This is a genomic window from Qipengyuania proteolytica (genome assembly GCF_019711565.1).
Classification (GTDB): domain Bacteria; phylum Pseudomonadota; class Alphaproteobacteria; order Sphingomonadales; family Sphingomonadaceae; genus Qipengyuania; species Qipengyuania proteolytica.
The window spans coordinates 19,062-44,723 of record NZ_JAIGNN010000002.1 but is presented as its reverse complement, the minus strand read 5'-3'; the positions used below and the strand labels follow the sequence as shown (position 1 = coordinate 44,723).

General features: G+C 64.6%; 31 protein-coding genes. 16 read left to right on the top strand and 15 right to left on the bottom strand.

What is annotated here, in order from left to right; translation table 11 throughout:
* The first annotated feature begins 25 nt into the window (after window positions 1–25).
* The 7 genes from rpoD (at window position 26) to K3172_RS09060 (ending at window position 5,990) form a co-directional block, all read left to right on the top strand.
* Window positions 26–2,053: an RNA polymerase sigma factor RpoD gene (gene rpoD, locus K3172_RS09090; protein WP_221589290.1), complete on the top strand. Its 2,028-nt coding sequence runs from the start codon at window positions 26–28 to the stop codon at window positions 2,051–2,053.
* 82 nt (window positions 2,054–2,135) lie between these two features.
* Window positions 2,136–2,753: a ParA family protein gene (locus tag K3172_RS09085; RefSeq protein WP_221589288.1), complete on the top strand. Its 618-nt coding sequence runs from the start codon at window positions 2,136–2,138 to the stop codon at window positions 2,751–2,753.
* Window positions 2,754–2,812: 59 nt separating this feature from the next.
* On the top strand, window positions 2,813–3,250 hold the full coding sequence (gene rpiB / locus K3172_RS09080; protein WP_221589286.1) for a ribose 5-phosphate isomerase B: 438 nt from the start codon (window positions 2,813–2,815) through the stop codon (window positions 3,248–3,250).
* Window positions 3,251–3,254: 4 nt separating this feature from the next.
* Entirely contained in the window at window positions 3,255–4,568 is a 1,314-nt protein-coding gene (glyA, locus tag K3172_RS09075; RefSeq protein ID WP_282098615.1) for a serine hydroxymethyltransferase, read from the top strand.
* 11 nt (window positions 4,569–4,579) lie between these two features.
* Window positions 4,580–4,807, top strand: coding sequence for a hypothetical protein (locus tag K3172_RS09070; protein WP_221589284.1), 228 nt, complete (start codon window positions 4,580–4,582; stop codon window positions 4,805–4,807).
* The gene (gene nrdR, locus K3172_RS09065) at window positions 4,808–5,275 is read left to right on the top strand and encodes a transcriptional regulator NrdR (protein WP_221589281.1); all 468 of its coding nucleotides are present in this window, start codon (window positions 4,808–4,810) and stop codon (window positions 5,273–5,275) included.
* Window positions 5,262–5,990 carry an RNA methyltransferase gene (locus K3172_RS09060; protein ID WP_221589279.1) on the top strand — a complete coding sequence of 243 codons (729 nt, stop codon included), beginning with the start codon at window positions 5,262–5,264 and terminating at the stop codon, window positions 5,988–5,990. Before nrdR ends, K3172_RS09060 begins: the two co-directional genes overlap by 14 nt.
* Here the strand turns inward: K3172_RS09060 and K3172_RS09055 are convergent.
* Window positions 5,980–6,291 carry a chorismate mutase gene (locus K3172_RS09055; protein ID WP_221589278.1) on the bottom strand — a complete coding sequence of 104 codons (312 nt, stop codon included), beginning with the start codon at window positions 6,289–6,291 and terminating at the stop codon, window positions 5,980–5,982. The two genes, K3172_RS09060 and K3172_RS09055, sit on opposite strands and share 11 nt — an antisense overlap.
* Window positions 6,292–6,499: 208 nt before the next feature.
* Between K3172_RS09055 and rpsD the strand changes: the two genes are divergently transcribed.
* Together rpsD and K3172_RS09045 are read left to right on the top strand one after the other, a co-directional pair.
* Window positions 6,500–7,114 (top strand): 30S ribosomal protein S4, encoded by a 615-nt coding sequence (rpsD, locus tag K3172_RS09050; RefSeq protein WP_221589276.1) that lies wholly within the window; start codon window positions 6,500–6,502, stop codon window positions 7,112–7,114.
* A gap of 120 nt (window positions 7,115–7,234) precedes the next feature.
* Window positions 7,235–7,405 carry a hypothetical protein gene (locus K3172_RS09045; RefSeq protein WP_221589274.1) on the top strand — a complete coding sequence of 57 codons (171 nt, stop codon included), beginning with the start codon at window positions 7,235–7,237 and terminating at the stop codon, window positions 7,403–7,405.
* 3 nt (window positions 7,406–7,408) lie between these two features.
* Here K3172_RS09045 and K3172_RS09040 read toward each other — a convergent pair whose 3' ends face one another.
* From K3172_RS09040 to K3172_RS09010, 7 genes are all read right to left on the bottom strand, one after another.
* The gene (locus tag K3172_RS09040; RefSeq protein WP_221589272.1) at window positions 7,409–8,176 is read right to left on the bottom strand and encodes a M50 family metallopeptidase; all 768 of its coding nucleotides are present in this window, start codon (window positions 8,174–8,176) and stop codon (window positions 7,409–7,411) included.
* A gap of 9 nt (window positions 8,177–8,185) precedes the next feature.
* Entirely contained in the window at window positions 8,186–9,319 is a 1,134-nt protein-coding gene (tgt, locus tag K3172_RS09035; RefSeq protein ID WP_221589270.1) for a tRNA guanosine(34) transglycosylase Tgt, read from the bottom strand.
* Window positions 9,320–9,321: 2 nt separating this feature from the next.
* Complete coding sequence (locus K3172_RS09030; RefSeq protein WP_221589267.1) at window positions 9,322–10,275, bottom strand: DUF481 domain-containing protein; 954 nt, start codon at window positions 10,273–10,275, stop codon at window positions 9,322–9,324.
* Window positions 10,276–10,377: 102 nt separating this feature from the next.
* The gene (locus K3172_RS09025; protein WP_221589265.1) at window positions 10,378–10,932 is read right to left on the bottom strand and encodes an outer membrane protein; all 555 of its coding nucleotides are present in this window, start codon (window positions 10,930–10,932) and stop codon (window positions 10,378–10,380) included.
* A gap of 115 nt (window positions 10,933–11,047) precedes the next feature.
* Window positions 11,048–11,812: an ABC transporter permease gene (locus K3172_RS09020; RefSeq protein WP_221589263.1), complete on the bottom strand. Its 765-nt coding sequence runs from the start codon at window positions 11,810–11,812 to the stop codon at window positions 11,048–11,050.
* Window positions 11,812–12,744, bottom strand: coding sequence for an ABC transporter ATP-binding protein (locus K3172_RS09015; protein WP_221589261.1), 933 nt, complete (start codon window positions 12,742–12,744; stop codon window positions 11,812–11,814). The genes K3172_RS09020 and K3172_RS09015 overlap by 1 nt, the downstream gene beginning before the upstream one ends.
* Window positions 12,745–14,172, bottom strand: a complete 1,428-nt coding sequence (locus K3172_RS09010) for an 8'-apo-carotenoid 13,14-cleaving dioxygenase (RefSeq protein ID WP_221589258.1) — start codon at window positions 14,170–14,172, stop codon at window positions 12,745–12,747.
* Between the two features lie 45 nt (window positions 14,173–14,217).
* Here K3172_RS09010 and K3172_RS09005 point away from each other — a divergent pair, with 45 nt between their 5' ends.
* On the top strand, window positions 14,218–14,814 hold the full coding sequence (locus tag K3172_RS09005; RefSeq protein ID WP_221589256.1) for a TetR/AcrR family transcriptional regulator: 597 nt from the start codon (window positions 14,218–14,220) through the stop codon (window positions 14,812–14,814).
* On the opposite strand, the gene queA is transcribed toward K3172_RS09005, so the two are convergent.
* From queA to K3172_RS08980, 5 genes are all read right to left on the bottom strand, one after another.
* Window positions 14,784–15,812 carry a tRNA preQ1(34) S-adenosylmethionine ribosyltransferase-isomerase QueA gene (gene queA / locus K3172_RS09000; RefSeq protein WP_221589254.1) on the bottom strand — a complete coding sequence of 343 codons (1,029 nt, stop codon included), beginning with the start codon at window positions 15,810–15,812 and terminating at the stop codon, window positions 14,784–14,786. The two genes, K3172_RS09005 and queA, sit on opposite strands and share 31 nt — an antisense overlap.
* A gap of 80 nt (window positions 15,813–15,892) precedes the next feature.
* Window positions 15,893–16,597: a peptidylprolyl isomerase gene (locus K3172_RS08995; RefSeq protein ID WP_221589252.1), complete on the bottom strand. Its 705-nt coding sequence runs from the start codon at window positions 16,595–16,597 to the stop codon at window positions 15,893–15,895.
* Between the two features lie 81 nt (window positions 16,598–16,678).
* Window positions 16,679–17,191 (bottom strand): pantetheine-phosphate adenylyltransferase, encoded by a 513-nt coding sequence (coaD, locus tag K3172_RS08990; RefSeq protein ID WP_221589250.1) that lies wholly within the window; start codon window positions 17,189–17,191, stop codon window positions 16,679–16,681.
* Entirely contained in the window at window positions 17,191–18,081 is an 891-nt protein-coding gene (locus K3172_RS08985; protein WP_221591076.1) for a polyprenyl synthetase family protein, read from the bottom strand. Before K3172_RS08985 ends, coaD begins: the two co-directional genes overlap by 1 nt.
* A 14-nt stretch (window positions 18,082–18,095) precedes the next feature.
* Window positions 18,096–18,353 (bottom strand): exodeoxyribonuclease VII small subunit, encoded by a 258-nt coding sequence (locus K3172_RS08980; RefSeq protein WP_221589248.1) that lies wholly within the window; start codon window positions 18,351–18,353, stop codon window positions 18,096–18,098.
* A 64-nt stretch (window positions 18,354–18,417) separates the two neighbouring features.
* On the opposite strand from K3172_RS08980, the gene K3172_RS08975 reads away from it, so the two are divergent.
* From K3172_RS08975 to K3172_RS08955, 5 genes are read left to right on the top strand one after another with little or no spacing between them, the layout of a single operon-like run.
* Window positions 18,418–18,813 carry a DUF2177 family protein gene (locus K3172_RS08975; protein ID WP_221589246.1) on the top strand — a complete coding sequence of 132 codons (396 nt, stop codon included), beginning with the start codon at window positions 18,418–18,420 and terminating at the stop codon, window positions 18,811–18,813.
* A 4-nt stretch (window positions 18,814–18,817) separates the two neighbouring features.
* Window positions 18,818–19,498 carry a metal-dependent hydrolase gene (locus K3172_RS08970; protein ID WP_221589244.1) on the top strand — a complete coding sequence of 227 codons (681 nt, stop codon included), beginning with the start codon at window positions 18,818–18,820 and terminating at the stop codon, window positions 19,496–19,498.
* A 10-nt stretch (window positions 19,499–19,508) separates the two neighbouring features.
* On the top strand, window positions 19,509–21,755 hold the full coding sequence (gene purL, locus K3172_RS08965; protein ID WP_221589242.1) for a phosphoribosylformylglycinamidine synthase subunit PurL: 2,247 nt from the start codon (window positions 19,509–19,511) through the stop codon (window positions 21,753–21,755).
* A 1-nt stretch (window position 21,756) separates the two neighbouring features.
* Window positions 21,757–22,164: a DUF3052 family protein gene (locus tag K3172_RS08960; protein WP_221589239.1), complete on the top strand. Its 408-nt coding sequence runs from the start codon at window positions 21,757–21,759 to the stop codon at window positions 22,162–22,164.
* Between the two features lie 13 nt (window positions 22,165–22,177).
* The gene (locus K3172_RS08955; protein WP_221589237.1) at window positions 22,178–22,849 is read left to right on the top strand and encodes a nitroreductase family protein; all 672 of its coding nucleotides are present in this window, start codon (window positions 22,178–22,180) and stop codon (window positions 22,847–22,849) included.
* A gap of 4 nt (window positions 22,850–22,853) precedes the next feature.
* Here K3172_RS08955 and K3172_RS08950 read toward each other — a convergent pair whose 3' ends face one another.
* On the bottom strand, window positions 22,854–23,690 hold the full coding sequence (locus K3172_RS08950; protein ID WP_221589235.1) for a Coq4 family protein: 837 nt from the start codon (window positions 23,688–23,690) through the stop codon (window positions 22,854–22,856).
* Between the two features lie 72 nt (window positions 23,691–23,762).
* On the bottom strand, window positions 23,763–24,647 hold the full coding sequence (serB, locus tag K3172_RS08945) for a phosphoserine phosphatase SerB (protein WP_345725629.1): 885 nt from the start codon (window positions 24,645–24,647) through the stop codon (window positions 23,763–23,765).
* Here serB and miaA point away from each other — a divergent pair.
* The gene (miaA, locus tag K3172_RS08940; RefSeq protein ID WP_221589231.1) at window positions 24,640–25,593 is read left to right on the top strand and encodes a tRNA (adenosine(37)-N6)-dimethylallyltransferase MiaA; all 954 of its coding nucleotides are present in this window, start codon (window positions 24,640–24,642) and stop codon (window positions 25,591–25,593) included. The two genes, serB and miaA, sit on opposite strands and share 8 nt — an antisense overlap.
* Window positions 25,594–25,662: the final 69 nt, after the last annotated feature.

Here is a 25,662-nt window from a genome sequence, read left to right as displayed (position 1 = left end):
GCTCTAGAGTGGGTTGACATACCTTATGGCCACCAAGTCGAAGTCCGGTGAAAAGGACGACGCACCGCTGATCGACCTCAACGAGGCGTCGATCAAGAAGCTCATCAGCAAGGCGAAGAAGCGCGGCTACGTCACCTATGACGAGCTGAACGATGCCCTGCCGCAGGGCGAGATGAGCTCGGACCAGATCGAGGACATCCAGTCGGCCCTGTCCGACATGGGCGTGCAGATCGTCGAAAGCGACGAGGATGCGGAGGCCGCAGCCGATGAAGCCGACGACATCGAGGAAATCGAAGCGTCCGACGGCAAGAAGGAAGCGAAGAAGGCGCCAGCCGCCGCGACCAAGAAACTCGCCGCGGGCGAGCGCACCGATGACCCGGTCCGCATGTACCTGCGCGAGATGGGCGCGGTGGAGTTGCTGAGCCGCGAAGGCGAAATCGCCATCGCCAAGCGTATCGAGGCCGGACGCGACATGATGATCATGGGCCTGTGCCAGAGCCCGATCACCTTCCACGCCATCATCCAGTGGTCCGAAGCTCTCAACAACGAGGAGATGCAGCTGCGCGAAATCCTCGATCTCGACGCGATGCTTTCGAAGGAACCGCCGGCCGACAAGCTGAATGACGACGCCGAAGACGATGATGACGACGGCGAGATCTCGGAAGAGACCGCCGGTCCGACCATCCGCGACGACGATGACGAGGACGAGGAGGACGATTCGGATTCGGAAGACGAGGACGGCGAAGAAGGCTCGTCCAAGAAGGACGATGACGACGACGAGGACAACACGATGTCCCTCGCGCAGATGGAAGCCGCGCTGAAGCCCGACGCCATCGAACGCTTCGCCCGCATCACCGACCTGTTCGGCAAGTTCGAGAAGCTCCAGAAGGAACGCGTCGAGATCCTCGGCCGCGGCGAGGCGTTCCCGCCCGCCAAGGAGAAGAAGTACGAGGCGCTGAGCGACCAGCTGACCGCCGAGGTCGAAAGCGTCCAGTTCCACGCGACCAAGATCGAATTCCTGGTCGACAACCTCTATGCCTTCAACCGTCGCCTCACTGCGCTCGGCGGCCAGATGCTGCGCCTGGCGGAACGCCACAAGGTCAAGCGCTCGGACTTCCTCGAAGCCTATATCGGCAACGAGCTCGACGACGGCTGGATGGAAGAGCGCGTCAAGAAGGACAAGAAGTGGGCCGCCTTCGCCGAGAAGGAAGCCGACGCGATCGACCGTATCCGCGCGGAAATCACCGACATCGCCAGCCAGACCGGCATGGCGCTGGAGGAATTCCGCCGGATCGTGAACATGGTCCAGAAGGGCGAGCGCGAGGCGCGTATCGCCAAGAAGGAAATGGTCGAGGCGAACCTGCGACTCGTGATTTCGATCGCGAAGAAGTACACCAACCGCGGCCTGCAGTTCCTCGACCTGATCCAGGAAGGCAACATCGGGCTGATGAAGGCGGTCGACAAGTTCGAATACCGCCGCGGCTACAAGTTCAGCACCTATGCCACCTGGTGGATCCGGCAGGCGATCACCCGTTCGATCGCCGACCAGGCCCGCACGATCCGCATCCCGGTCCATATGATCGAGACGATCAACAAGCTGGTTCGCTGTTCGCGCCAGTTCCTGCATGACCAGGGCCGTGAACCGACGCCCGAAGAGATGGCGGAGAAGCTCTCCATGCCGCTCGAAAAGGTGCGCAAGGTGATGAAGATCGCCAAGGAGCCGATCAGCCTCGAAACGCCGATCGGCGACGAGGAAGATTCGCATCTCGGCGATTTCATCGAGGACAAGAACGCGATCATCCCGGTCGACGCGGCGATCCAGGCGAACCTCAAGGAAACGGTCACCCGCGTCCTTGCCTCGCTGACCCCGCGCGAGGAACGCGTGCTGCGCATGCGTTTCGGCATCGGCATGAACACCGATCACACGCTCGAAGAAGTCGGCCAGCAGTTCTCGGTGACCCGCGAGCGTATCCGCCAGATCGAGGCCAAGGCGCTGCGCAAGCTCAAGCACCCGAGCCGTAGTCGGAAGATGCGCTCGTTCCTCGATCAGTAGCGGCGTTGCATGGACAGGCGTCCGGCCCCGTGTAAAAGGGGCCTGGAGAGAGCGACCTCAAGTCAAGCCGGGGAGCCCCACATTGTCTGTCATTGCCGTCGTCAGCCAGAAGGGCGGGTCCGGGAAGACCACGCTCGCGCTTCATCTCGCCGCCAGTGCCGTTCAGGCCAACCAACCTGCCTGCGTGATCGATACCGATCCGCAGGCGACGGCTGCGGCCTGGGGCGACTGGCGCGGGGATTTTCTGCCGGTGGTCGTAACCAGCCCGCCGGCGCGCCTCGCCCGCACGATCACAAATGCCGCGAGGGAGGTCGATGTCGTCGTGATCGACACGCCGCCCCATGCAGAGGCTGCCATGCGCGAAGCGATCAAGGCGGCCGATATCGTCCTCATCCCCTCGCGCCCGCGGGCCTTCGATCTCCACGCACTCGAGGCGGTTGCCGAGCTGATCGAGTTCTCCAGAAAGAGCGCTTACGTCGTCCTCAACGCCGTGCCGTCCGGCGCTACGCGGCAGGTCGCGGAGGCAAGCGCAATCGCCAAGGGTCTGGGCCTCCAAACCTGTCCGGTGACCTTCGGCGAGCGGGCCGATTTCCACCGCTCCTCGGCGAAGGGCGAGGTGGCGTCCGAAATCGACGCGAACGGCAAGGCTGCACTTGAAGCCAAGGCCTTGTGGAAGTGGGTCTCGAAAAAGCTGGCCTAGCGGAAGAAAACCCCGGTCCAAGGGTCGCGCGAATCGCCTCCAGTCCCTATGTGGCCCGCATGCGTATCGCCATCGCCTCCGACCATGCCGCCATCGACCTCAAGGCCGAACTGCGCGACTGGTTGATCGAGCACGGCCATGAGGTCGCCGACCTCGGCCCCGACACCACCGACAGTGTCGATTATCCCGACTTCGGCTACAAGCTGGCGAGCGTGGTCGCCGATGGCACGGCCGAGCGCGGGGTGGCGCTGTGCGGCAGCGGGATCGGTATCTCGATGAGCGTCAACCGCAACCCGGCGGTCCGCTGTGCGCTGGTATCGGAACCGCTCTCCGCCGCCCTTGCCCGCGAACATAACGACGCGAATTGCATCGCCATGGGCGCCCGCCTGACCGGCAGCGACATGGCCAAGGCGTGCCTTGCAGCCTTTCTCGAAACCGAATTCGCAGGCGGTCGCCACCAGCGCCGCGTCGACAAGCTCTCCAATCCCGAGGTCTGAACCCATGGCAACCCAGCCCGCAAACACCACTCGCGATCCCATGGACCGCTTCTGGCACGACACGCTCGCCGAAGCGGATCCCGAGATCTACGGCGCGATCCGCAACGAACTGAAACGCCAGCAGGACAAGATTGAGCTGATCGCGAGCGAGAACATCGCCTCGACCGCGGTGCTCGAAGCCACCGGTTCGGTGTTCACGAACAAGTATGCGGAAGGCTACCCGGGCAAGCGGTACTACGGAGGCTGCGATTATGCCGACGTGGTCGAAACGCTTGCCATCGAGCGCGCCAAGCAACTGTTCGGCTGCGGCTTCGCCAACGTACAGCCCAATTCGGGCAGCCAGATGAACCAGGCGGTATTCCTCGCCCTCCTGCAGCCCGGCGATACCTTCATGGGGCTGGACCTCAATTCGGGTGGCCACCTTACCCACGGATCGCCGGTCAACATGAGCGGCAAGTGGTTCAATCCGGTCGGCTACGGCGTGCGCAAGGACGACGAGCGGATCGACATGGACGAGGTCATGGCGCTCGCCAAGGCCAACAACCCCAAGATCATCATCGCGGGCGGCACTGCCTATTCCCGTGAATGGGACTGGGCTGCCTTCCGCCGCGTGGCGGACGAGGTCGGTGCCTATCTCATGGTCGACATGAGCCACATTTCCGGCCTCGTTGCGGGCGGCGCGCACCCTTCGCCCTTCCCGCATGCGCATGTCGTCACCACCACCACGCACAAGAGCCTGCGCGGACCGCGTTCGGGCGTGATCCTGTGGAACGACGAAGCGCTGACCAAGCCGCTCAACATGGCAGTTTTCCCCGGTCTCCAGGGCGGCCCCCTGATGCATGTCGTGGCCGCCAAGGCCGTCGCGTTCGGCGAGGCGCTGCGGCCGGACTTCAAGGACTATGCGCAGCGGGTCGTCGCGAATGCTCGCGCGTTGGCTCGCGGGATCGAAGCGAACGGTCTGCGCGTCGTTTCCGGTGGGACCGACAACCACTCGATGCTTGTCGACCTTACCGCGAAGGACGTGACCGGCAAGGACGCCGAAAAGGGTCTCGATCGCGCCTGGCTGACCTGCAACAAGAACGGCATCCCCTACGACACGCGTAGCCCCTTCGTGACCAGCGGCATCCGTCTCGGGACGCCCGCAGGCACCACCCGCGGCTTCGGCGAGGCCGAGTTCGAGCAGATAGGCAAGCTCATCTGCGATGTGGTAGAAGGCCTCTCGCGCAATGGGCCCGAAGGTGACGGCCAGGTCGAAGAGCAGGTGCGCGGCAAGGTTGCCGAACTCTGCGCCGCCTTCCCCGTCTATCCGGGCCGCTGAGGATACCGATCATGACCGAGCAAGACCCGAACAAGCACCAGGACCACGACCTCATTCCCGACGCGACCGAGGAGGTCAAAGGCATGGCGCGCCAGGGCATGAACCATCCCTCGACCAAGCCGGTGCTTGTCGGCGCGGCGATCGGCGCCGTTGCGGGCGGTCTGCTGCCGGTTATCACCTGGCCGGTCGGCCTCGTGGCGGGTGCCGGGTTCGCGCTGTACAAGCGCCTCCGACCGTAAATGCGCTGCCCGTTCTGTGCCCATGACGACAGCCAGGTAAAGGACAGTCGTCCGACTGAGGATTCGACCTCGATCCGCCGCCGCCGGCAATGCTCCAAATGCGGCGCGCGCTTCACCACGTTCGAGCGCGTGCAATTGCGCGAGGTCACGGTGGTCAAATCGGGCGACCGTCGCCAGCCCTTCGACCGTTCGAAGCTGGAACAGTCGATCTCGCTCGCCTGCCGCAAGCGCGATGTCGCGCAGGAGCAGATCGACCAGCTCGTCTCGGGGATCCAGCGCCAGGTCGAAACCGCCGGCGAAGCGGAAATCCCCTCGCAGCGCATCGGCGAGCTCGTGATGGACGGCCTCCGCCAGCTCGACAGCGTCGCCTATATCCGCTTCGCCAGCGTGTATCGCGATTTCAGCGAGGCGCGCGATTTCGAGGAATTCGCCAGCACGGTGCAGGAAGCCGCGAATGAGCGCGGCTGACGAGCGCAAGCCGGTCGTCGTTCTCGTCCGCCCGCAGCTCGGCGAGAATATCGGCAAGGCGGCACGGGCGATGCTCAATTTCGGGCTGACCGAGATGCGACTGGTCGAACCGCGCGACGGGTGGCCCAACCCCTCCGCCGGTCCGGCTGCGGCGGGTGCGGACGAAGTGCTCGACAAGGCCCGGGTATATGCGACCACCGCCGAGGCCGTCGCCGATTGCGCCCACGTCTATGCGACAACCGTGCGCAAGCGCGGCGTCACGAAGCCGGTCGTCACCCCCGAGGAAGCCGCGCGCGAGATGGCGGGTGCCGTTGGGCGCAGCGCCTTCCTGTTCGGGCCCGAGCGCTCAGGCCTGGAAACGGAGGACGTCGCCCTCGCCCGCGCGATCCTGACCGTCCCGATCAATCCCGACTTCGGTTCGCTCAACCTCGCGCAGGCAGTGATCCTGTGCGCCTACGAATGGTCCAAGCACGAGACGCTCGTGCAGCCGACGCAGGAAGACTTGCTGCCGCCCGCGTCGCAGGAGGAACTGGATGGCCTGATCGAGCATCTCGACCGGCTACTCGAACCGAAGGGATACTTCCTCCCCGAAAGCCGCGCCGATGCAACCCGTCGCACCTTGCGCGGCGTGCTGACCAAGCCTGGCTGGAATCACCTGGAAGTCCGCACCTTGCGGGGCGTGCTATCGAGCCTGGAACGCGGTCCTAAGCCCTGATGCCGTCCCACTCCTCGAGCTCGTAGGCGATCGAGGTTTCGACGAGAAGCTCCCAGATTTCGGCGATCTTTTCCGCTGGCAGCGCTCGCTGTGCGGCGTCCGACCGGGCATTGCCGATCACCTCGGCCTTGCGGGCCTCGTCGCGTACGACGCTGCGGTCGGTCTTGATCCGCGCGGCGGCGCGCATGTAGCCGAAGCGGCGATCGAGCAGTTCCATCAACTGGCGATCGGTCGTATCGACGCCGATCCGCACTTCACGCATGTCGGTGCAATCTTCGGGAAGCTTGAATTGGTCGTCCATGGCGATGCGCACTGCCCTCACCCGCGCGCTTTGTCGAGCGCCTATCTGCGCCCTTGACCCCGGCGGCAAACCTGCTATTCGCGCGCCTCGCTAATTGGCCCCGCACCCCGGTGAAGCGGTGGCCGCATCGAAGCACTACGCGTCGATGGTGCGATGCCGGGTTGAATGGCTGCCGATGGGGCAGCTCAGCAAATGAAGGAGACGACTGATGTCGAAGCGCAAGAGCGCCAAGTACAAACTCGACCGCCGGATGGGTGAAAACATCTGGGGTCGTCCGAATTCCCCGGTCAACAAGCGTTCGTATGGCCCCGGCCAGCACGGCCAGCGCCGCAAGGGCAAGATGTCCGACTTCGGCCTGCAGTTGCGCGCCAAGCAGAAGCTCAAGGGCTACTACGGCGACGTGACCGAAAAGCAGTTCAAGCGCACCTATCAGGAAGCGTCGCGCATGAAGGGCGACACCGGCCAGAACCTGATAGGCCTGCTCGAACAGCGCCTCGACATGGTCGTCTACCGCGCCAAGTTCGCGCCGACCATCTTCGCCGCCCGCCAGATCGTGAGCCACGGCCACATTTACCTCAACGGCGTGAAGACCAACATCGCCTCAGCCCGCGTCAAGGTCGGCGACGTCGTCAGCCTCGGCAGCAAGGCCAAGGACATGGCGCTAGTCATCGAAGCGCAGAGCCTGCCCGAGCGTGAAATTCCCGACTACGTCGCGCCCGACGGCACCGACAAGGTGACCTTCACCCGCGTGCCGAAGCTCGACGAAGTGCCCTACCCGGTCACGATGGAACCGAACCTCGTGGTCGAGTTCTACTCGCGCTAAGAGATCGGGAAACCGAACTTCGAAGGGCGGTCCTGCGGGGCCGCCCTTTTCATTTCAATTCGTCGCATTTTCAGGGGTTTGCGCGGAACTGCGGACGGGTTTGCGCTTACTCCCCATGCAATGACACAATATCGCTTCATCACCCGCAACCGCCGCGGGAAATGGTACGACACGCTCACCCAGGCGCAGGCGCAGGCCAATGCCATCGGCGCCGGGTTTCTCGACGGCGCGGGAAATTTCGTACCCTATCGCGGAACAGTGCTGGAACTGCGCGAACGCGCGCCTGCCTGACGTCTACCGGGCTGCGGAGGCATAGCGGAGCGCTTTCCACGTGATCGTGAGGATCGCGAGTGTGATCAGCGCACCCCAGACCCAGTAAGGCAACAGCAGCACATCCGCGATCGCCGCCGTGTCCGATACGACCGGCTGCCCGTCCACGTAACCACCGGCCGAAAACAGGTAGTGGATGTCGCGCCAGATGCTGATCGACGCCTGCACACCGAGGAATTCGACGGCGAGCCGGCGCAGTCGTGGCTTGCCGAAAACCGCAACCGACAGGATCATCGCGGCAAAGGCCGACAGGACGATCCAGCCTGCCAGCGAACGGACCCATATCACTGTCGACAAGACGAGCGCGGTCCCGAGCAATAGCAGGGCAGCGCGCGTCGCACTAGGCGATCGGGAGGCCACGATCAGCGCGGCGCCCACCAGTGAGGGACCCAGCAGGCCTGCAGCCGCTGTGACCGCATGGAACACACCCGGCGTATCCGCCGGCCAGGCCGACAGGGCATAACCGGAGCCCTCTGCGTAAAGGACAAGCTCCTCGAAGCGCGCGCCGAGCAACAGCGAGGCGATGCCGTGCCCCATCTCGTGGAACCAGACCGCTAGAAGCGTGAAGGGATAGAGCAGCGTCCGGCCGAGCGGAAGTTGCCACAAGATCACCGTGCCGAGTGCCAGCGCGACCAGATAGCTTTCCTGCTTGCCGCTGCCGCCCGGTGACGGTTTTAGCCCCCACTTGGCCGGAGTGACCGTTCTCCCTTTGCGCCGTTCGAGCAGAGCCATGGCGCCTGACTAGGACTTGCCCTGCAGATAGTCACGCCGGAAGTCGCTGGCGAACCGGGCAAAACCACCGCGCGCGATCGCGTCGCGCATCGCCTGCATCAGTTGCTGGTAGAAGGCGATATTGTGCTCGGTCATCAGCATGGCGCCCAGGATCTCGTTCGAGCGGACGAGATGGTGCAGATAGGCGCGGCTGTACGTGCTGCAGGTGTCGCAGGAGCAGCGGTTGTCGAGCGGCTCCTGATCTTCGGCGAAGCGCGCGTTGCGCAAGTTGATCGGGCCGTTCCAGGTGAAGGCCTGCCCGTTGCGGCCCGAGCGGCTCGGCAGCACGCAGTCGAACATGTCCACCCCGCGCTCGACCGCGCCGACGAGGTCGTCGGGCTTCCCCACGCCCATGAGATAGCGCGGTCGATCACGCGGCAACTGGGCGGGCGCAAAGTCGAGCGTGGCAAACATCGCCTCCTGCCCCTCACCCACCGCAAGACCGCCGATAGCGTAGCCGTCGAAGCCGATCTCTGTGAGCTTCTCGGCGCTGATCTTGCGCAGCTCCTCGTCGAGCGCACCCTGCTGGATGCCGAACAGCGCGGCGCGCGACGCATGCTCTTCGCCGCTATCGAACCCGTCCCGGCTGCGCTTCGCCCAGCGCATCGACATCTCCATGCTTGCCGCGATCTCGTCACGCGGCCGGTCGGCGCGAGGGCATTCGTCGAAGGCCATGACGATGTCGCTGCCGAGCAGCCGCTGGATTTCCATCGAGCGTTCGGGCGTCAGCATGTGCTTCGAGCCGTCGAGATGGCTGCGAAATTCGACCCCCTCCTCCGTCAGCTTGCGCAGCTCGGAGAGGCTCATCACTTGGTAGCCGCCGCTGTCCGTCAGGATCGGGCGGTCCCAGTTCATGAATCTGTGCAGCCCGCCGAGCCGCGCCACCCGCTCGGCGCCTGGCCGCAGCATCAGGTGGTAGGTGTTGCCGAGGATGATGTCGGCCCCCGTCCTGCGCACGGTTTCGGGTTTCATCGCCTTGACGGTTGCCGCTGTCCCCACGGGCATGAAGGCGGGCGTGCGGATTTCCCCGCGCAGCATGGCGATCTTGCCGGTGCGTGCGGCGCCGTCGGTCGCATCGATGGTAAAGGCGAAACGTTGGCCCATGGTCAGAATCCGTAGATGAGTGTCGCGCGGGTGAGCGTGTCGGTCGAAACCTTTCCCACCGGCGGATTGCTGTCGTAGTCGAGCTGGTAGGACATGCGCGCCCTGAACCGGTCGCTCACGGCGAAATCGAGGCCGGTGATCAGGTTGATCGTCGTGTTGGAGCTGTCGATCAGCACGACAGCCTCGCCGCCCGTTTCCGCGACCGCATTCGCGTCCTGCGTGAAGGTCAGCCGTTCGAAGACCTTCCAGTCGAAATCCAGCCCGGCAAGCGCGGCAAGGCGGCTGTCGGTGCGCCCGTCGGTAAATTCGGTGACGCGGAACGCAGGGCCGGCCTTGACCGAAAGGCTGAGCCCGTCGCCGTCGAGCACCTTGTAGCCCAGCCCTCCCGATATGGCGTAACGCCCGTCGACCCCCTGGATCTGGTCGCGCTCGTATTGCGCGAGGCCATAAGCGAACACGGTCTGCCCGAATTGCCAACGCGGTTCGTAGGAGGCGAACAGCTGCTCGCGGCTCGTGATGCCGTTCTGGCGCTGGTAATCGAAGCGCGCGGCGAGGCGGTGCGACCAGGCGATCCCCTCCCGTTTCAGCTTCAAACCGGCGGAGGCGCCGACCGTATTGCTGTTCCCGCTCGACTGGAAACCGCCCAGCTCACCCTCGCCGCTCCAGCGCTCGAACAGGCCGGCGGAGCGGATCGCGTCTTCCTGCGCGGCTGCTTCCGCGGCAGCGCGCTCGGCCTTGGCCGCCTGCCATTCGCCTTCGATCGCAGCGATGGCATCGGCCTCTTGCGGCCAGGTCGTACGCGCCAGCTCGAGGACGGTCGCGACCTTGGCATCATCGCCGCTCGCAAGCGCGGCATCGATCATCTGCCGCGCGCCCTCGGGAAGCTCTGCCCTGGCCGGCGCTGCGAAGGAGAGGGCGACGGCGGCGGCGGCACATTTTATGGTGCGGTCGAACATGGCGCAGCGCCTAGCGCGCTGACGGTCCACCCGCCACCCCGGACATGCAAAAGGGCCGGCCTCCCCTGAGGAAGACCGGCCCGATGTGCGTTGCTCGCGCGATCAGAACTTCAGACCGACGCCAACGGTTGCGCGCATGGTGTCGAAGGAAATCGTGTCGACGTTGCCGCGCACGAACAAGCCACCGACCGGAACGTCGACGCCAAGACCGACGAGATAATCGCTCTCGGTGTCGTCGACGCCGCTGAAATCGATCGAATCGTCGTTGATGATCTTGTTATAGTCGACCTTGATCGCCTGGTAGCCGCCGCGGGCATAGATCTTGGTGCCGCCAGGTACAGCGAAGCCGAGGCGCGCGCTGGCGCCATAGTCGCCGTCGAGAGCGTCCGTGCCGAAGTTGTAGTTGCCTTCAACGCCGATGAAGATGCTCGGGCCGACGGGGAAGTCGTAACCGGCGAACACGCCGATCAGGGGGCTGGAGTCGTCGACTTCGAAATCGGGATCGATCGACACGATCTCATCTTCGAAGCCGAGGTCGTGCACGCCTGCCGACACGCCGACGAAGCCGTTGCCCGGCACGACGCTCTGCGCCTGCGCCGCGCTCGGCAGCGCCAGTGCGGCGGCTGCAGCTGCGGCGGTAAATGCGATTTTCTTCATTGTAGTACCGTCCTTGAATTGACGCGCCGTTTCCCTTGGCGCGCGCTGCGATTTGCGCCCGGTCACCTGTCCATTCAATGAATGTAAAATGTCGTTCGTCGGATATTTTCGTGCGTCAGGCGCGCAGGCGCCATCCCGTCTTGAAAATGTAGGCGATGACCGCGACGCAGGCAGCGAGAAATGTCAGCGTAATGGCGAAACTCACCCGGATATCGACATCGGCCGTGCCGTAGAACGTCCAGCGCAAGCCGCTGACCAGATAGACTATCGGATTGGCCAGCGCGATCGTGTCCCACGGCTTGGGGAGCATATCGATCGAGTAGAAGGTGCCGCCGAGGAAAGTCAGCGGCGTGAGGAACAACATCGGGATAATCCCGAGCTTCTCGAAGTTGTCCGCCCATATGCCGAGGATGAAGCCGAACAGGCTGAAGGCGGCCGCCACCAGCATGATATAAATCACTGCAAGCAGCGGATGGGCGATGCTGTAATCGACGAACAGGCGCGCGGTGACGAGGATGATGGCGGCCAGGATCAGGCTCTTGGTCATCGCCGCGCCGACGAAGCCGATCAGTGTCTCCCCGACGCCGACGGGGGCGCTGAGCAGTTCGTAGATCGTCCCGGTAAAGCGCGGCATGTAGATGCCGAAACTGGAATTGCTGGTAGTCTCGCCCAGCAGGGTCAACATCAGCAGGCCGGGAATGATGAAGGCACCGTAATTTACGCCGCCAAGATCGGGCATTCGCCCACCGATCGCCGCGCCGAAAACGATGAAATAGAGCGACGTCGTCAGGACGGGGGCGAGCACCGACTGAAATGCTGTGCGCATGAAGCGCATCAATTCGCGCTTGTAGATCGACCAGGTCGAGCGCCAGCCCAGCATCACGCGTCCTCCCCGAGGAGGGAGACGAAGATATCCTCGAGACTGCTCTCGCGCGTCTCGATGCCGGTGTAATCGATGCCTGCGCGGGTGAGCGCCTTGGTAAGCTCCGCCACCTCGGCCTTGCCCTTCCCCGTGCCGTCGCCGCCACGATAGCGGAGCGAGGTACCGCCCTGCTCAAGTTCGACGGGATAGGTCGCAATCGCTTCGGGAAGCGCGGCGAGCGGTTCGGCCAGTGTGATATGCGCCTCGGTCCGGCCCAGCTTGGCCATCAGCGCGTCCTTCTCGTCCACCGCGATGATCTTGCCGTTGCGGATGATGCCGACGCGGTCGGCCATCTCTTCGGCTTCCTCGATGTAGTGGGTCGTCAGGATGATCGTGACGCCGCGTGCGCGCATTTCGTCGATGATGGCCCACATGCCCTTGCGCAGTTCGACATCGACGCCCGCCGTGGGTTCGTCGAGGAACAGGAGGTCGGGCTCGTGCGCCAGCGCCTTGGCGATCAGCACGCGGCGCTTCATCCCGCCTGACAGCGCCATGATCCGCTCGTCGCGCTTCTCCCACAGGCTGAGCGAACGAAGAATTTCCTCAATCCGCGCCGGATCGGGTGCGAGACCGAACAGGCCGCGCGAATAGCTGACCGCGCGGATCACCGGCTCGAACATGTCGGTGCTCAGTTCCTGCGGGACGAGCCCGATCCGCGCCCTGGCCTTGCGCCAGTCCTGCGCCATGTCGAGGCCGAAGGCGCAAATGGTGCCGCCGCTCGGCCGGACGAGACCGCAGACCGCGCCGATCAGCGTTGTCTTGCCGGCCCCGTTCGGCCCCAGCAGCGCGAAAATCTCGCCCTTGCGGATCGTGAGGTCGACATCGTCGAGCGCTTTCAGCCCGCCGGGATAGACCTTGGTCAGGCCGCAAAGTTCGAGAATCGGCTCCACTCAGTCGTGGCTAGCGGCAATCCAGTTCCCGTGGAAGCCCGGCGGGATAAGATGCGGGATGTGCACCGATGCCACCGGCGTGAGCGTAAGCGCCTCGAGAATTTCGAGGCTGCTGGTGCGGGCATTGCGATCGATGACATAGCCCATGATCCAGCCATCGCCCTCCGGCGCGTCCGGACTGCGCGGCACGAACACGAATTCACCAGGAATGCGGCCTTCCCCGAAGCTGTGTTCGATGCGTTCACCCGTTGCAAGGTCGTGGCGATAGATCGGCAGGGCGGAGAAGAATTCCAGATCGCCTTCGAGCGCGTCCGACCAGAGGTAGCGATAGGGCTTGGTGAAATAGCGCTCGTCAGGGCGCGGGAATTCCTGTCCCGCCGCGTCGAGCGTGTCGCGGATGACCTTCCCCTGCGTCGGATCGACGGTCCAGCGCTCCAGCCCCAGGGCTTTCCCGTAGGGTCCCGGCATGTCGCCGTCGAAGATCGTCTCGTAGGCACACAGGTCGATTACGACCTTGCCGTCCTGTTCGAAGCTGTTGCCGACATGGAAGACATAGCACGGGTGGACATCGCACCATATGACCTCGGACGCGTCGCCCTTGCGGGGTACGAGGCCGACGCGCGCCTTGTGCTCGGGGTTCCAACGGTAGGGGAAACGGTAGCCGGCCAGCAGCGACTTCATGGAAAAGGTCACCGGCAGGTCGAGGATGACGACGTAATTCTCGGTCAGCGCGCAATCGTGGATCGAGGGGCCATGTTCGACCGGGATCGTGACTTCGCGCAGGACCTCGCCGTCTTTCGACAGCGCAACGTGGCGGATGCGGTCCGGCTGTTCCGCACTGTAGCAAATCGCGTGGTGCTCCCCTGTGACGGGGCATTGATGGGGGTGAGCCGTGAACGAGCCAGCCAGGCCTCCCCCGAAATTGCTGTAGGCAACGCTTTCCAGATTGCCGTCAAGTTCGACCGGGTAGGAGCCGGCTTCGACCAGCGCCATGATCTTGCCGCCGACGTCGAGGGCGTTGGTATTCACGACGTCGCGATCGGTGCTGCGCGGTCCGGGTGCTGCCTTGGGTCCGCCCTTGGCCTCGAGTTCCTTCGATCGGATGAAACGATTGCGATACCATTCGGCCTTGCCATCTCTCAGGCGCACGCCATGGACCATGCCGTCACCGGTGAACCAGTGATGGCCTTTCCCGCCACCATCGAACGGGTTCGGCCCAATGCGGACATAACGCCCGTCCAGTTCGACCGGAATCGAGCCGGTCACGGCCAGATCGGTGAGGGTCCGCTCCTCCGTCATGGGCGCGTGAAGGCCTTTCAGAAACGGATTTTCCGATGGATCGTCCAGCCGCGCCCGGTTGAGACCGGCCACGGCCTGGATGGCCGGAGTGACGGCCTTGCGGATGGTTTTTTCGATGACACTTGCCATGATCGACTCGCCTCGCCTAAAGTGAACGCTGTAAACATAGAGGCAATGGTAACAGTGTCAACATCAAACGAGGCCTACCATCACGGCAGTCTGCGCGAAGCGCTGGTCGCTGCGGGCATGGAGGCGCTGGACGGTCTGGACGGCAAGGAAGTTTCGCTGCGCGAACTGGCGCGCAAAGTCGGTGTATCACCGACTGCGGTCTATCGGCATTTCCCTGACAAACAGGCGCTCGTGGAGGCGCTGGCGAGCGAAGGCCTTGCAATGCTCGGTGCGGCACAGGCCGAAGCAGCGACAAAGGTCGGTGGAGGCGCGTTGGGTTTCGCCGAAACGGGCCGCGCTTACGTTCGCTTTGCGCTTGCTCACCCGGCCCTCTTCCGTCTGATGTACACACAGGGCAACCCGGTCGAGCACGACGTTTCGGGCGACCCGGCAGGGCGGCTCCTCCAGAAGATGACGCGCGAGCTGTCAAGCAATATCGAGGATGCGGATCGGCTGGCGCTGCAGGCCTGGTCGATCGCGCATGGAATCGCGATGCTGATGCTCGACGGCCGCATACCGGCGGACGACGCGCTGATCGACCGCCTGCTCAACACCGAAAACCTGTTCCGCGTTCAGGGCAGGAGCAGCGAGGAATCCCCGTAGCTATAAAAGCGGTATCCCTGCGCGATCGCGTGTGCATAGGCTTCCATGATACGATCGCGACCGATCAGAGCGCTGACCAGCATCATCAGCGTAGACTTCGGCAGGTGGAAATTGGTCATCAGGCCATCGACGGCCCGAAACCTGTAGCCGGGCGTGATGAAGATATCGGTGTCGCCTGCAAATGGCCGGACCGTGCCGTCCTCACCGGTGGCGCTTTCCAGCAGGCGCAGGCTGGTGGTGCCGACCGCGATCACCCTGCCCCCGCCGGCGCGCGCGGCGTTGAGGCGATCGGCGACAGCGGCCTCGATGCGCCCCCATTCGGAATGCATGGCATGGTCGTCCGTATCGTCGACCTTCACCGGCAGGAAAGTGCCCGCGCCGACATGCAGTGTCAGCGTCTCGCGGCCGATCCCCGCCTCGTCCAGCGCGGCGATCAACTCGGGCGTGAAATGCAGCGCGGCGGTGGGCGCGGCGACCGCGCCGTCCTCGCGCGCGAACATGGTCTGGTAATCCTTGCGGTCCTGCTCGTCGGTCGCGCGCTTGCCCGCAATATACGGAGGTAGGGGCATGCGTCCCGCGCGCTCCAGCAAGACCTCGACCGGTTCGTCGCCGGCAAAGGCGAGCACGAAGCTGCCATCGGGCAGGCGCTGCTCGGCCGTCGCGAACACATCACCGCCGAACTCCACCTCGTCGCCTTCGCGCAGGCGCTTGGCATTGCGGATAAAGGCCTGCCAGCGGCGCAGGTCCACGCGCTTGTGCAGGGTCGCACCGATCTTCGCCTCGCCCCGCCGCCCTTCCAGCTGGGCCGGGATCACACGCGTGTCGTTGAACACCAGCACGTCGCCCTTGCGCAGGAGCTGTGGCAGGTCGCGGACGCCACGATCCTCCAGCGGGCCTTCACTTCGCACGACCAGCATGCGCGCCGCATCGCGCGGTTTCACCGGCCGCAAGGCGATCCGCTCCGGCGGCAGTTCGAAATCGAACAGATCAACGCGCATAGCGTTGATCCCGATCATCCTGAGCTTGTCGAAGGGCGTTCATGCGGGCGCGCTTAGTCGCGCGCGCCCGCCAAGGGAAGTCAGTTGCCGAGCGGCGCGTTCAATTCGTCGACGGTCACTTCCGGTGCGCCGTCCAGCGCACGGGCCACCGGCACCGGCTTGTTGTCCGATGCGATCGAAGCCTGGACGATTCGCGTCGGGTCCTGCGGCGGCTCGCCGCGCTGGATCGCGTCGACGGCGGCCATGTTGGAGATCACGCGGCCGAAATTGGTGTATTTCTCGTCCAGGCTGAAGCGCGGGTAGAAGACGATGAAGAACTGGCTGTTCGCGCTGTTCTCGGCCGCCGCGCGGGCCATCGCAACGGTCCCGCGCACATGCGGCATGGGGTTGAATTCCTGCTCCAGGTCGGGAAGTTCCGACGCGCCGGTGCCGGTGCCGGTCGGATCGCCGGTCTGCGCCATGAAGCCATCGATCACGCGGTGGAAGATGATCCCGTCATAGAAACCCTGCCGCGTCAGCGTCTTGATCCGCTCGACGTGATTGGGGGCCCAGTCCGGCATCAGACGGATCGCAACACGCTGGCCGTTCGACAGGTCGAGCAGGAGGATATTCTCCGGCTCGAATGCCATGTCGAAATTCACCGGGCCATAGGTGCGGGTGTCCTGCTGCGGAGCAGCAACCTCGGTCGTCGGAACGCCAGCAGTCTCGGTCTCCTGCGCGAACGCACCGACCGGCGAAAGCATTGCGAGTGCAGCGGCAGCAAGGGCAAGCGAAGTCTTGAACATTGGCATTCCGTCGAAATTTCCTGGATCGGCGCTGCGTCTAGCGAGCGCGGTCTGTCGGTTCAATGAATAGCGCGGTCGGGCTCAGTAGTCGCCAAGCCGGCCCAGTTTGTCCACTCGCGCGATCACATCCTCGCAGACGTGCTTGCTGACGAAGGGCGCGATGTCGCCGCCGAACAGGGCGATTTCCTTGACCAGACGCGAGGCGATGGGCTGGAGCGAGACGTCGGCCATCAGGAACACCGTCTCGATATCGTCGTCGAGCTGCTGGTTCATACCCGCCATCTGGTACTCGTATTCGAAGTCGGCGACGGCGCGCAGGCCGCGGATGATCACACTCGCCCCCATTTTCTGAGCGAACTTCACGAGCAGAGCATTGAAACCCACCACCTCGACATTCTCGAGGCCCATCCCGGCGATCTCGCGTTCGACCATGGCAAAGCGTTCCTCGGTGGTGAACATCGGGTTCTTGGACGGGTTGGTGGTGACGCCGAGGATCAACCTGTCGACCAGTTTGCTGCCACGTCGAATGATGTCGGCATGGCCCAGCGTGATGGGATCGAAAGTGCCGGGATAGATGCCGATGCGCTCTGCCATTAGTGATCCCTCTTCACGATGAAGCGCGCCAGTTCGACCAGCAGGCGCGCGTCTTCGCCATGACCGGCCAGATGCTGCCCGGCCTGCTGGACGAGCATTTCCGCCTGCGCCCGCGCCTGGTCGACACCCATCAGCGTGACGAACGTCTGCTTGCCCTGCCCTTCGTCCTTGCGCAGCGCCTTGCCGGCCTTCTCCTCGTCGCCCACCACATCGAGGAGGTCGTCGGCGATCTGGAACGCCAGGCCGATATCGCGGGCATAGGCGCGCAAATGCGTTCGGCCCTCAGGAGGCACCCGCCCGAGGACCGCGCCCATCTCGACGCTGGCTGCGAGCAGGGCGCCGGTCTTGAGCTGCTGGAGCCGGGTGATCTGGCGCAGGTCGTAGTCCTGCTCTTCGGAAACGATGTCCATCATCTGCCCGCCGCCCATCCCGTCGTGGCCGCTGGCGCGCGACAGGGTCGCGACCAGTTCGGCGCGCACGAAAGGATCCGTGCTGGTGTCGGGCTGCGTCAGGATGTCGAAGGCGAGCGCATGGAGGCAATCGCCCGCCAGCACGGCCGTCGCTTCGTCGAAAGCCTTGTGCACGGTGGGCTTGCCATGACGCAGATCGTCGTCGTCCATGCAGGGCAGATCATCATGGATCAGGGAATAGGCATGGATGGCCTCGACCGCACAACCTGCGTTGATCGCCGCGCTGCGGTTCACACCGAACAGCTCCGAGGTTGCAACGAGCAGTAGCGGTCGCACACGCTTGCCGCCGCCGATCGTCGCATAGCGCATCGCCTCGATCAGCCTTGCGCGCGTGTCGTCGGGGACCGGCAGGAATGCGTCGAACGCGCTGTCGACTTCTGCCTGCACCCGCTCGAACGCCGAAGCGAGGAGGTCCGGCATCCCGTTCATCGCGTTCACGCGGCGCCTTCCGCATCGAACGGCACGGTGCCCGAAGGCTTGCCGTCCGCGCCTTGGACGATCTTCTCGATCCGCGCCTGCGCCGCGTCGAGCCGTGCCTGGCATGCCTTGCGCAGCGCTTCGCCGCGTTCGTAGAGGTCGATGCTTTCATCGAGCGGGACCTCCCCGCTCTCGAGCCGGCGCACCACGCCCTCGAGCGCGCGCAAGGCCTCTTCGAAACTCATTTCGGCAATCGGAGTCTGTTCGTCTGTCATCGCGGCGGAGCATTGACGCTGCGCGGCTGGACGGTCAAGTAACCCAAAAAACGGGGAGCCGGATATGACGTGGATTGTGGTCTACATCGCCGCTGCAGTGGCATTCGGCATCCTCGATGCGCTTTGGCTCGGCTGGGCGGGCGAGAATTTCTACCGGCCCCGCCTTGGCGATCTGATGGCCGACAGCTTTCGCAAGGGCCCTGCGCTTGTCTTCTACACCGCCTATATCGCCGGCATCGTATGGTTCGCCGTCCGACCGGGCCTGACCGGCGGCATCGGGACAGCCGCCCTCAACGGCGCGCTGCTGGGCGCGCTCTGCTACGCGACTTATGACCTGACCAACCAGGCGACCCTCAGGCAGTGGTCGACCACCATCACCGTCGTCGATATCTGCTGGGGCGCGTTTGCGACTGCGGCGGCGGCAAGCATCGCCACCTTTGCCGCCACCAAGCTGGGCTAGGCGCGTGTTTATCGGTCACTTCGCCCCCGCCTTCGCGGCAAAGGCCATCACGAAGGATTCGCCCAGGCTCGGGACGCTGTTCATTGCGGCACAGCTCGTCGACTGGGCGTTCTTCGCGTTCGCGATGGTCGGTATCGAGAAGCTTCGGGTGGTGCCCGGGATCACCAAGATGAACCCGATGGATTTCTATCACATGCCGTTCACCCACAGCCTGTTGGGGACTGCCGTCTTCGCCCTGGGTTTTGCCGGTGTGATCTACGCTGCGACCCGCAATGCCGTCGCAGCGACCTGGGCGGGAATCGTCGTGGCCTCGCACTGGCTTCTCGACCTGCTGGTGCACCGGCCCGATCTCACGCTTGCGGGAGGGTCCGACAAGCTCGGCTTCGGCTTGTGGAACCGGCCAGAGATTGCGATGCCGCTCGAACTGGCCCTGATCGGCCTCGCCTTCTGGTGGTACATGCGCCGGACCAAGGGCCCGATCGTGCCCCCGATGGTCTTGCTGGCGGTCATGCTCTTGCTGCAGGCAGTCAACTGGTTCGGTCCAGAGCCGGAGTCGGCAGGGTTCGGCTATCTTGTCACGGGCCTTTTCGCCTTCGGCCTGCTGACGCTGCTGGCCTATTGGCTCGACATGACACGGTGGCATAAGAGCGAGGTGGGACTAGCGGTTGCGAGCGTGCCCCGCTAAGGGCGCGCGCATGGCTATCACCGAGTCCCAGATCACCCCCGATGTCGTCGCCCAGCACGGGCTCAGTGAAGAGGAATACGAGCGCGTGCTGCATGCGCTCGGTCGCGAGCCCAACCTCGTGGAACTCGGCATCTTCTCGGTGATGTGGTCGGAGCACTGCTCCTACAAATCGAGCCGCCTGCACCTGAAGAAACTGCCGACCGAGGCTCCGTGGGTCATCTGCGGTCCGGGCGAGAACGCGGGCGTCATCGACATCGGCGACGGACAGGCCGCCATCTTCAAGATGGAGAGCCACAACCACCCAAGCTACATCGAGCCCTACCAGGGCGCGGCGACCGGCGTCGGCGGTATCCTGCGCGACGTGTTCACCATGGGCGCGCGCCCAGTGGCCAACGCCAATGCCCTGCGCTTCGGCCGGCCGGAACACCCCAAGATGCAGCACCTCGTCAAGGGCGTGGTCGCGGGCATCGGCGGCTACGGTAATTGCGTCGGCGTGCCGACTGTCTGCGGCGAAACCAACTTCCATCCCGCTTATGACGGCAACATCCTGGTTAACGCGATGACCGTCGGGGTCGCCTATGCGGACAAGATTTTCTACTCCGCGGCGACCGGCGTCGGGAACCCCATCGTCTATGTCGGCTCCAAGACCGGCCGCGACGGGATCCACGGCGCAACCATGGCCAGCGCCGATTTCGAGGAAGATGCCGACGCCAAGCGCCCCACGGTCCAAGTGGGCGACCCGTTCACCGAGAAGCTGCTCATCGAAGCCTGCCTCGAGCTGATGGCGACCGATGCCATCGTCGCGATCCAGGATATGGGCGCGGCGGGCCTCACCTCCTCGTCGGTCGAGATGGCGACCAATGGCAAGGCCGGTATCCGGCTCGACATGAACAAGGTGCCGTGCCGCGAAGAGGGCATGACCCCCTACGAGATGATGCTGAGTGAAAGCCAGGAGCGCATGCTCATGGTGCTGAAGCCCGGCAAGGAAGCCATGGCCGAGGCAATCTTCCGCAAGTGGGAGCTCGATTTCGCAGTCATCGGCGAGGTCACCGACACGCGCCACATGGTGCTCGAGTTCGACGGCCAGGTCGTCTGCGATATCCCGCTCGGCCCGCTCGCGGCAGACGCGCCGGAATACGACCGTCCCTATCTGTCGAAGGACGAATACACCGCATGGGCTGGCATCACGCCGATGACCGATCGCCCGGATTCGAGCGACGTCGGTGCTGACTTGCTGACGATGCTGGCTTCGCCCCATCTGTCGTCGCGGAGCTGGATCGCCGAACAGTACGACAGCCAGGTGGGTGCCGACACGCTGCAGACCGGCGGCGATGCGGGCGTGGTCCGCGTCCACGGCACGAAGAAGGCACTGGCGATCAGCACCGACTGTACGCCGCGCTATGTCCATGCCGATCCGTACGAGGGCGGCAAGCAGGCGATTGCCGAGGCCTACCGCAATCTCTGCGCTGTCGGCGCCCGTCCGCTGGCGGTGACCAACTGCCTCAACTTCGCCAACCCGCAACGACCCGAGATCATGGCGCAGTTCGTCCATGCCCTCGAAGGCATGGGCGATGCCTGCCGCGCGCTCGACTTCCCGATCGTGTCGGGCAACGTCAGCCTCTACAACGAGAGCAAGGCGACCGGTGGCGGTTCGGCCATCCTGCCCACCCCGGCCATCGGCGGCGTCGGCATCATCGACGATCACGATCGCATGATGACCATGCCGTTCAAGGCCGAGGGCGAAGCGATCTACCTCATCTGGCCGGAAGCCTGGGCGACGCCCGATCCGGAACGTTCGCACCTCGGCAAATCGCTGTGGCTGCAGATCGTGCATGGCCGCGATGAAGGCCGGACCCCGCCGACCGACCTGACGCTGGAGCGTGCCGCCGGCGGGATCGTGCGTGAGCTGATTGCGGACGGGCTGGTCAGCGCGGTTCACGACGTGTCCGATGGCGGCCTCGCGGTGGCGCTGGCCGAAATGGCCATGGTCGGCGGCATCGGGGCCGAGGTCGAGGGGCATGACGACTACACCGCCGCGCAGTGGTGGTTCGGCGAAGACCAGGGCCGCTATATCGTCACCGTGCCCGATACCGATGCGCTCAACGCCGCGCTCGCCAAGGGCACCGAAAACGAGGACACCGCACGTGTCGGCTTCCGCCGTCTCGGTACGACGGGCGGCGGTAACCTGTTCGGTGTGCCGATCGAACAGCTGCGCGATGCGCACACGAGTTTCTTCCGCGACTGGATGGAGGCCTGAGGTGCCTGCCGGCTATTCCGGCACGCCGCTCGCGAAGAAACTGAGCCTGCGCGACGGGCAGCGCGTCTGGTTCGACGGTATGCCCGATCACGTCATCGACGAGATCGACGAATACGCGCTTGAGCTAACTTTCGTTGCGGGCCCGGATGACGCGCCGGACGCTGCGCATATCTTTGTGACCCAGCGCACCGATCTTGAGGATAAACTCGCGGCGTTGCGCAACACCATGGCAAAGGACGGCCACGTCTGGGTGAGCTGGCCCAAGAAGGCCTCCGGCGTTGCGACCGATATCACCGAGGACACGATTCGCGAGGTCTGCCTGCCGATGGGCCTGGTCGATACCAAGGTTTGCGCGGTCGACGACGTCTGGTCGGGTCTCAAGCTGGTCATCCGCAAGGACCTGCGCTGAGGGCCCGCCATCGATGCAAGACCACGAAACCCTTCCCTACTCCCTTCCCGACCTGTCCGACGAGGAAAGGATTGCGCGTGCCGGAGCCCTGCGCGACCGGCTGAAAGAGCGCCGCAGTTGTCGTTTCTTCTCCGACGCGCCGGTGCCGCGCGAAGTGATCGAGGCGGCCATCGAAGCGGCGGGCAGCGCGCCGAACGGGGCCAACCACCAGCCCTGGCATTTCGCCGTGGTTTCATCACCCGCGATCAAGCGCGCAATCCGCGAGGCGGCGGAGGAGGAGGAGCGCGCGTTCTACTCCGGGAAGGCCAGCGACGAATGGTTGCAGGCGTTGACGCCGCTGGGGACCGATGCCGACAAAGGCTTCCTCGAGACCGCGCCATGGCTGATCGTCGTCTTCGCGCAGCGCAAGGGCGGCATCGCGGAAGACGGCGTGACGCAGAATTATTACGTCACCGAAAGCGTCGGCATCGCCTGCGGCATGCTGATCGCGACGCTCAACGAAGCGGGCCTTTCGACCCTCACGCACACGCCTTCACCGATGGGGTTCCTGCGCGAGATCTGCGGTCGGCCGGACCATGAGAAACCGCTAATGATCGTGGTCGCGGGTCTGCCGAGTGCGGACGCGACCGTTCCCAAGCGGGCAACCGTCAAGAAGCCGCTATCGCAGATTTCGAGCTGGCTCTAGGCCGTCAGGCCAGGGCTTGCTGCTGCCCGTCGGGCGCTGCGAGCAGGTCGTAGGGATCGATCCCCTCTGCGCGCCAGATGCGGTGGCATTCGCGGTACCAGTGCGGTTCGGGAATGTTGAGCTCGTCGCGGACCTGCTGAAGGTCCTTCGCCAGCAATTCGCGGATCGACATCGAGACGATCGGCGGGCAGGCCTTGCCCGTCCGGTGCGCCTGCCGGGTCGCCTTCATGACGGGTGCCGCGCTGTCGCGGCGCAGCTTCTTGATGTGGAGCGAACCTGCATAGCCGAGCAAGAGATGTCCCTGACTCGGAGACTGGCCATGGGTGAACAGCAGCACGCATTGCTCGCCCAACGCGTCGCGACCATAGCCGGAGAGGACGTGCATGAGGTCGTGCGTGTCGCGCTGGCGAAAACCGAACCACTGGACGAGATCGGGATAAGTCGGGCGGCCGGATTTTTCGGACTCCTCGACCAGGCCCGCTGCAGACAGCCCTTCGCGCTCCATGAAATCGCAATAGGCATGGGCGACACTGCCCTTTGGCAGGCGACGCAGCGCCTCGTGATCGTCCAGCAACTCGGGCAGGAAGGGTTCGCTCTTGCGCAGCGCTTCGCCGAGCGGGCTGAGGGTCAGGGCGCGCACGCGCGGCATGAAGCTGGATGAAGGGAGCGCATCGTAGATCTGGAAGACGACGGCGGTATTTTCCTTGTCCTTGAGAAGCTCGCGAAATCCCTTGAGCGCCGCGATGGGGCGGTACCTGGGCGTCGGCCGGTCGGGATGGCGCAACGGAGTACCGTCCATGGCCGAATCGATACCTGCAAACATGGTGCTTCGCTCATTCATCTTCGTGACCCTTTGAATCGGTCCGTAAACGAAATTGATGAATGATAATTGGACAGGCGCGCCAAGCAGTTCTCAGCCTTCGACCCACTCCGAACGCGGGATGCCGAGCAACTTTAGGATGGCGGTCAGGTCCTCGCTGGCGATGCGCCCGTTCGCCGCATCGCGCGCCTTGGGCTTGGCGCGGTAAGCGATCCCGTAGTCGGCCGCCTCGATCATAGGAATGTCGTTGGCGCCATCGCCCGTCGCCAGGACACGCGCCCCCTCGCCCAACGCGTCGCGTTCCTCCACCAGCGTTGCGAGCTTGGTCGAAGCATCGCTGATCGGCCCGGCAAGTCCGCCCGTCAGCTTCCCTCCCGCCACCGCGAGACGGTTTCCGACCACCCGTTCGAACCCGAGCTGGGCAGCAATGGGATCGGCGAAATGGTGGAACCCGCCGGTAACCAGCACGGTACGGCAGCCCTTGTTGGCGAGCGTCTGCACCAGCGTGCGCGCGCCGGGGACCGGGCGGATCCGCTCGGTGAGGCAGCGGTCGATCGCGCTCTCATCGAGATCCTCCAGCAAGCCGACGCGCTCAGTCAGGGCGCTGGCGAAATCCAGTTCGCCCTGCATCGCGCGTTCGGTGATTGCGGCGACCTTGTCCTTGATTCCCGCGAAATCGGCGAGTTCGTCGATGCATTCCTGGCCGATCATGGTGGAATCCATGTCGGAGACGAACAGGCGCGGCACCTCGATCTCGTGATCCGCGACGAGCAGGTCGGTCTGGCCGAAATGCTCGACAAGGATGCGGATCAACTGGGACCGGTCGCCCCCGGGGAGCGAAAACTGCAGGACGTCGCCGCAGAAATCCAGCATGCCGGCCAGCGCCACCGGCATGCCCGCATCGGACAGTGCGTTGCTCGCGGCGTCGACACGGGTTTCGATGCCTTGCTGGTCTGCTATCAGCCGGGCGATGAGCACTGCGCAATCTCCTGAGAAACAACCGGTCGCGCTCATCGCAGGGCCGACCGCGAGCGGCAAGAGCGATCTCGCGGTCCGGCTCGCGCAGCGACTTGCCGAGGACGGGCGTCGCGGGGTGGTGCTGAATGCCGACAGCGCGCAGGTCTATGACGACCTTCACGTCCTTTCGGCACGGCCGACCGAAGCGGAAATGGCGGGAATCGAACATCGCCTTTTCGGGGCGTGGGACGGCGCAAACCCCTGTTCCGCAGCCGACTGGGCGGCGGCGGCAAAACGGGAGATCGCGGCGCTCCATGCAGATGGAGCGGTCCCGATTTTGTGCGGTGGCACGGGCCTCTACATGCGGACCCTGCTCGAAGGCATAGCACCTGTGCCGGAGATCGACGCGGCAGTCCGGGCGCAGGTGCGGCGCATGGGGCAGGAAGAGGCCCGTGCGGCACTGGAACGGGAAGACCCCGCCGCCGCCGCAAGGCTCGCGCCGGCCGACAACGCCCGCACGACCCGCGCTCTCGAGGTGGTTCGCTCGACCGGCAGGACGCTCGCCGATTGGCAAGCGCAAAAGGAGGGCGGGATCGGCGATGCTATCGAGCCCCACCCCCTCGTGCTCCTCCCCGAACGCGAGTGGCTCTACGAACGCTGCGACCGTCGGTTCGTGATGATGACAGAACAGGGCGCGGTGGAAGAGGTGCAGGCGTTGCTTGCGCGCGATCTCGACCCGGCCCTGCCAGTCATGCGGGCCATCGGCGTCCCCGAGATAACGGCCTGGCTCAAAGGCGAACTTGGTCGCGATGAAGCAATCGCTGCTGGCCAGACGGCGACGCGCAGGTACGCCAAGCGGCAGTATACTTGGTTCAGGCACCAAACCCCACCATCCTGGCCACAGGCCGATAATTTTAGCGACGTTTCGAGCAGCTTTTTTGTTTCATTATTTCGCAAAGAGGCTTGACTTTGTAACTGCCGAGCAGATAGGGAGCTCCTGTCGGCCCGGTGCTATAGACCCCAGCACCGGGCCGAT

What these genes read in the sequence shown, in the direction of transcription:
- rpoD (WP_221589290.1), top strand. Translation starts at nt 26, where the DNA reads ATGGCCACCAAGTCGAAGTCCGGTGAAAAGGACGACGCACCGCTGATC.
- rpiB (WP_221589286.1), top strand. Translation starts at nt 2,813, where the DNA reads ATGCGTATCGCCATCGCCTCCGACCATGCCGCCATCGACCTCAAGGCC.
- glyA (WP_282098615.1), top strand. Translation starts at nt 3,255, where the DNA reads ATGGCAACCCAGCCCGCAAACACCACTCGCGATCCCATGGACCGCTTC.
- K3172_RS09070 (WP_221589284.1), top strand. Translation starts at nt 4,580, where the DNA reads ATGACCGAGCAAGACCCGAACAAGCACCAGGACCACGACCTCATTCCC.
- nrdR (WP_221589281.1), top strand. Translation starts at nt 4,808, where the DNA reads ATGCGCTGCCCGTTCTGTGCCCATGACGACAGCCAGGTAAAGGACAGT.
- K3172_RS09060 (WP_221589279.1), top strand. Translation starts at nt 5,262, where the DNA reads ATGAGCGCGGCTGACGAGCGCAAGCCGGTCGTCGTTCTCGTCCGCCCG.
- K3172_RS09055 (WP_221589278.1), bottom strand. Translation starts at nt 6,291, where the DNA reads ATGGACGACCAATTCAAGCTTCCCGAAGATTGCACCGACATGCGTGAA.
- rpsD (WP_221589276.1), top strand. Translation starts at nt 6,500, where the DNA reads ATGTCGAAGCGCAAGAGCGCCAAGTACAAACTCGACCGCCGGATGGGT.
- K3172_RS09045 (WP_221589274.1), top strand. Translation starts at nt 7,235, where the DNA reads ATGACACAATATCGCTTCATCACCCGCAACCGCCGCGGGAAATGGTAC.
- K3172_RS09040 (WP_221589272.1), bottom strand. Translation starts at nt 8,176, where the DNA reads ATGGCTCTGCTCGAACGGCGCAAAGGGAGAACGGTCACTCCGGCCAAG.
- tgt (WP_221589270.1), bottom strand. Translation starts at nt 9,319, where the DNA reads ATGGGCCAACGTTTCGCCTTTACCATCGATGCGACCGACGGCGCCGCA.
- K3172_RS09030 (WP_221589267.1), bottom strand. Translation starts at nt 10,275, where the DNA reads ATGTTCGACCGCACCATAAAATGTGCCGCCGCCGCCGTCGCCCTCTCC.
- K3172_RS09025 (WP_221589265.1), bottom strand. Translation starts at nt 10,932, where the DNA reads ATGAAGAAAATCGCATTTACCGCCGCAGCTGCAGCCGCCGCACTGGCG.
- K3172_RS09020 (WP_221589263.1), bottom strand. Translation starts at nt 11,812, where the DNA reads ATGCTGGGCTGGCGCTCGACCTGGTCGATCTACAAGCGCGAATTGATG.
- K3172_RS09010 (WP_221589258.1), bottom strand. Translation starts at nt 14,172, where the DNA reads ATGGCAAGTGTCATCGAAAAAACCATCCGCAAGGCCGTCACTCCGGCC.
- K3172_RS09005 (WP_221589256.1), top strand. Translation starts at nt 14,218, where the DNA reads ATGGTAACAGTGTCAACATCAAACGAGGCCTACCATCACGGCAGTCTG.
- queA (WP_221589254.1), bottom strand. Translation starts at nt 15,812, where the DNA reads ATGCGCGTTGATCTGTTCGATTTCGAACTGCCGCCGGAGCGGATCGCC.
- K3172_RS08995 (WP_221589252.1), bottom strand. Translation starts at nt 16,597, where the DNA reads ATGTTCAAGACTTCGCTTGCCCTTGCTGCCGCTGCACTCGCAATGCTT.
- coaD (WP_221589250.1), bottom strand. Translation starts at nt 17,191, where the DNA reads ATGGCAGAGCGCATCGGCATCTATCCCGGCACTTTCGATCCCATCACG.
- K3172_RS08985 (WP_221591076.1), bottom strand. Translation starts at nt 18,081, where the DNA reads ATGCCGGACCTCCTCGCTTCGGCGTTCGAGCGGGTGCAGGCAGAAGTC.
- K3172_RS08980 (WP_221589248.1), bottom strand. Translation starts at nt 18,353, where the DNA reads ATGACAGACGAACAGACTCCGATTGCCGAAATGAGTTTCGAAGAGGCC.
- K3172_RS08975 (WP_221589246.1), top strand. Translation starts at nt 18,418, where the DNA reads ATGACGTGGATTGTGGTCTACATCGCCGCTGCAGTGGCATTCGGCATC.
- purL (WP_221589242.1), top strand. Translation starts at nt 19,509, where the DNA reads ATGGCTATCACCGAGTCCCAGATCACCCCCGATGTCGTCGCCCAGCAC.
- K3172_RS08955 (WP_221589237.1), top strand. Translation starts at nt 22,178, where the DNA reads ATGCAAGACCACGAAACCCTTCCCTACTCCCTTCCCGACCTGTCCGAC.
- K3172_RS08950 (WP_221589235.1), bottom strand. Translation starts at nt 23,690, where the DNA reads ATGAATGAGCGAAGCACCATGTTTGCAGGTATCGATTCGGCCATGGAC.
- miaA (WP_221589231.1), top strand. Translation starts at nt 24,640, where the DNA reads ATGAGCACTGCGCAATCTCCTGAGAAACAACCGGTCGCGCTCATCGCA.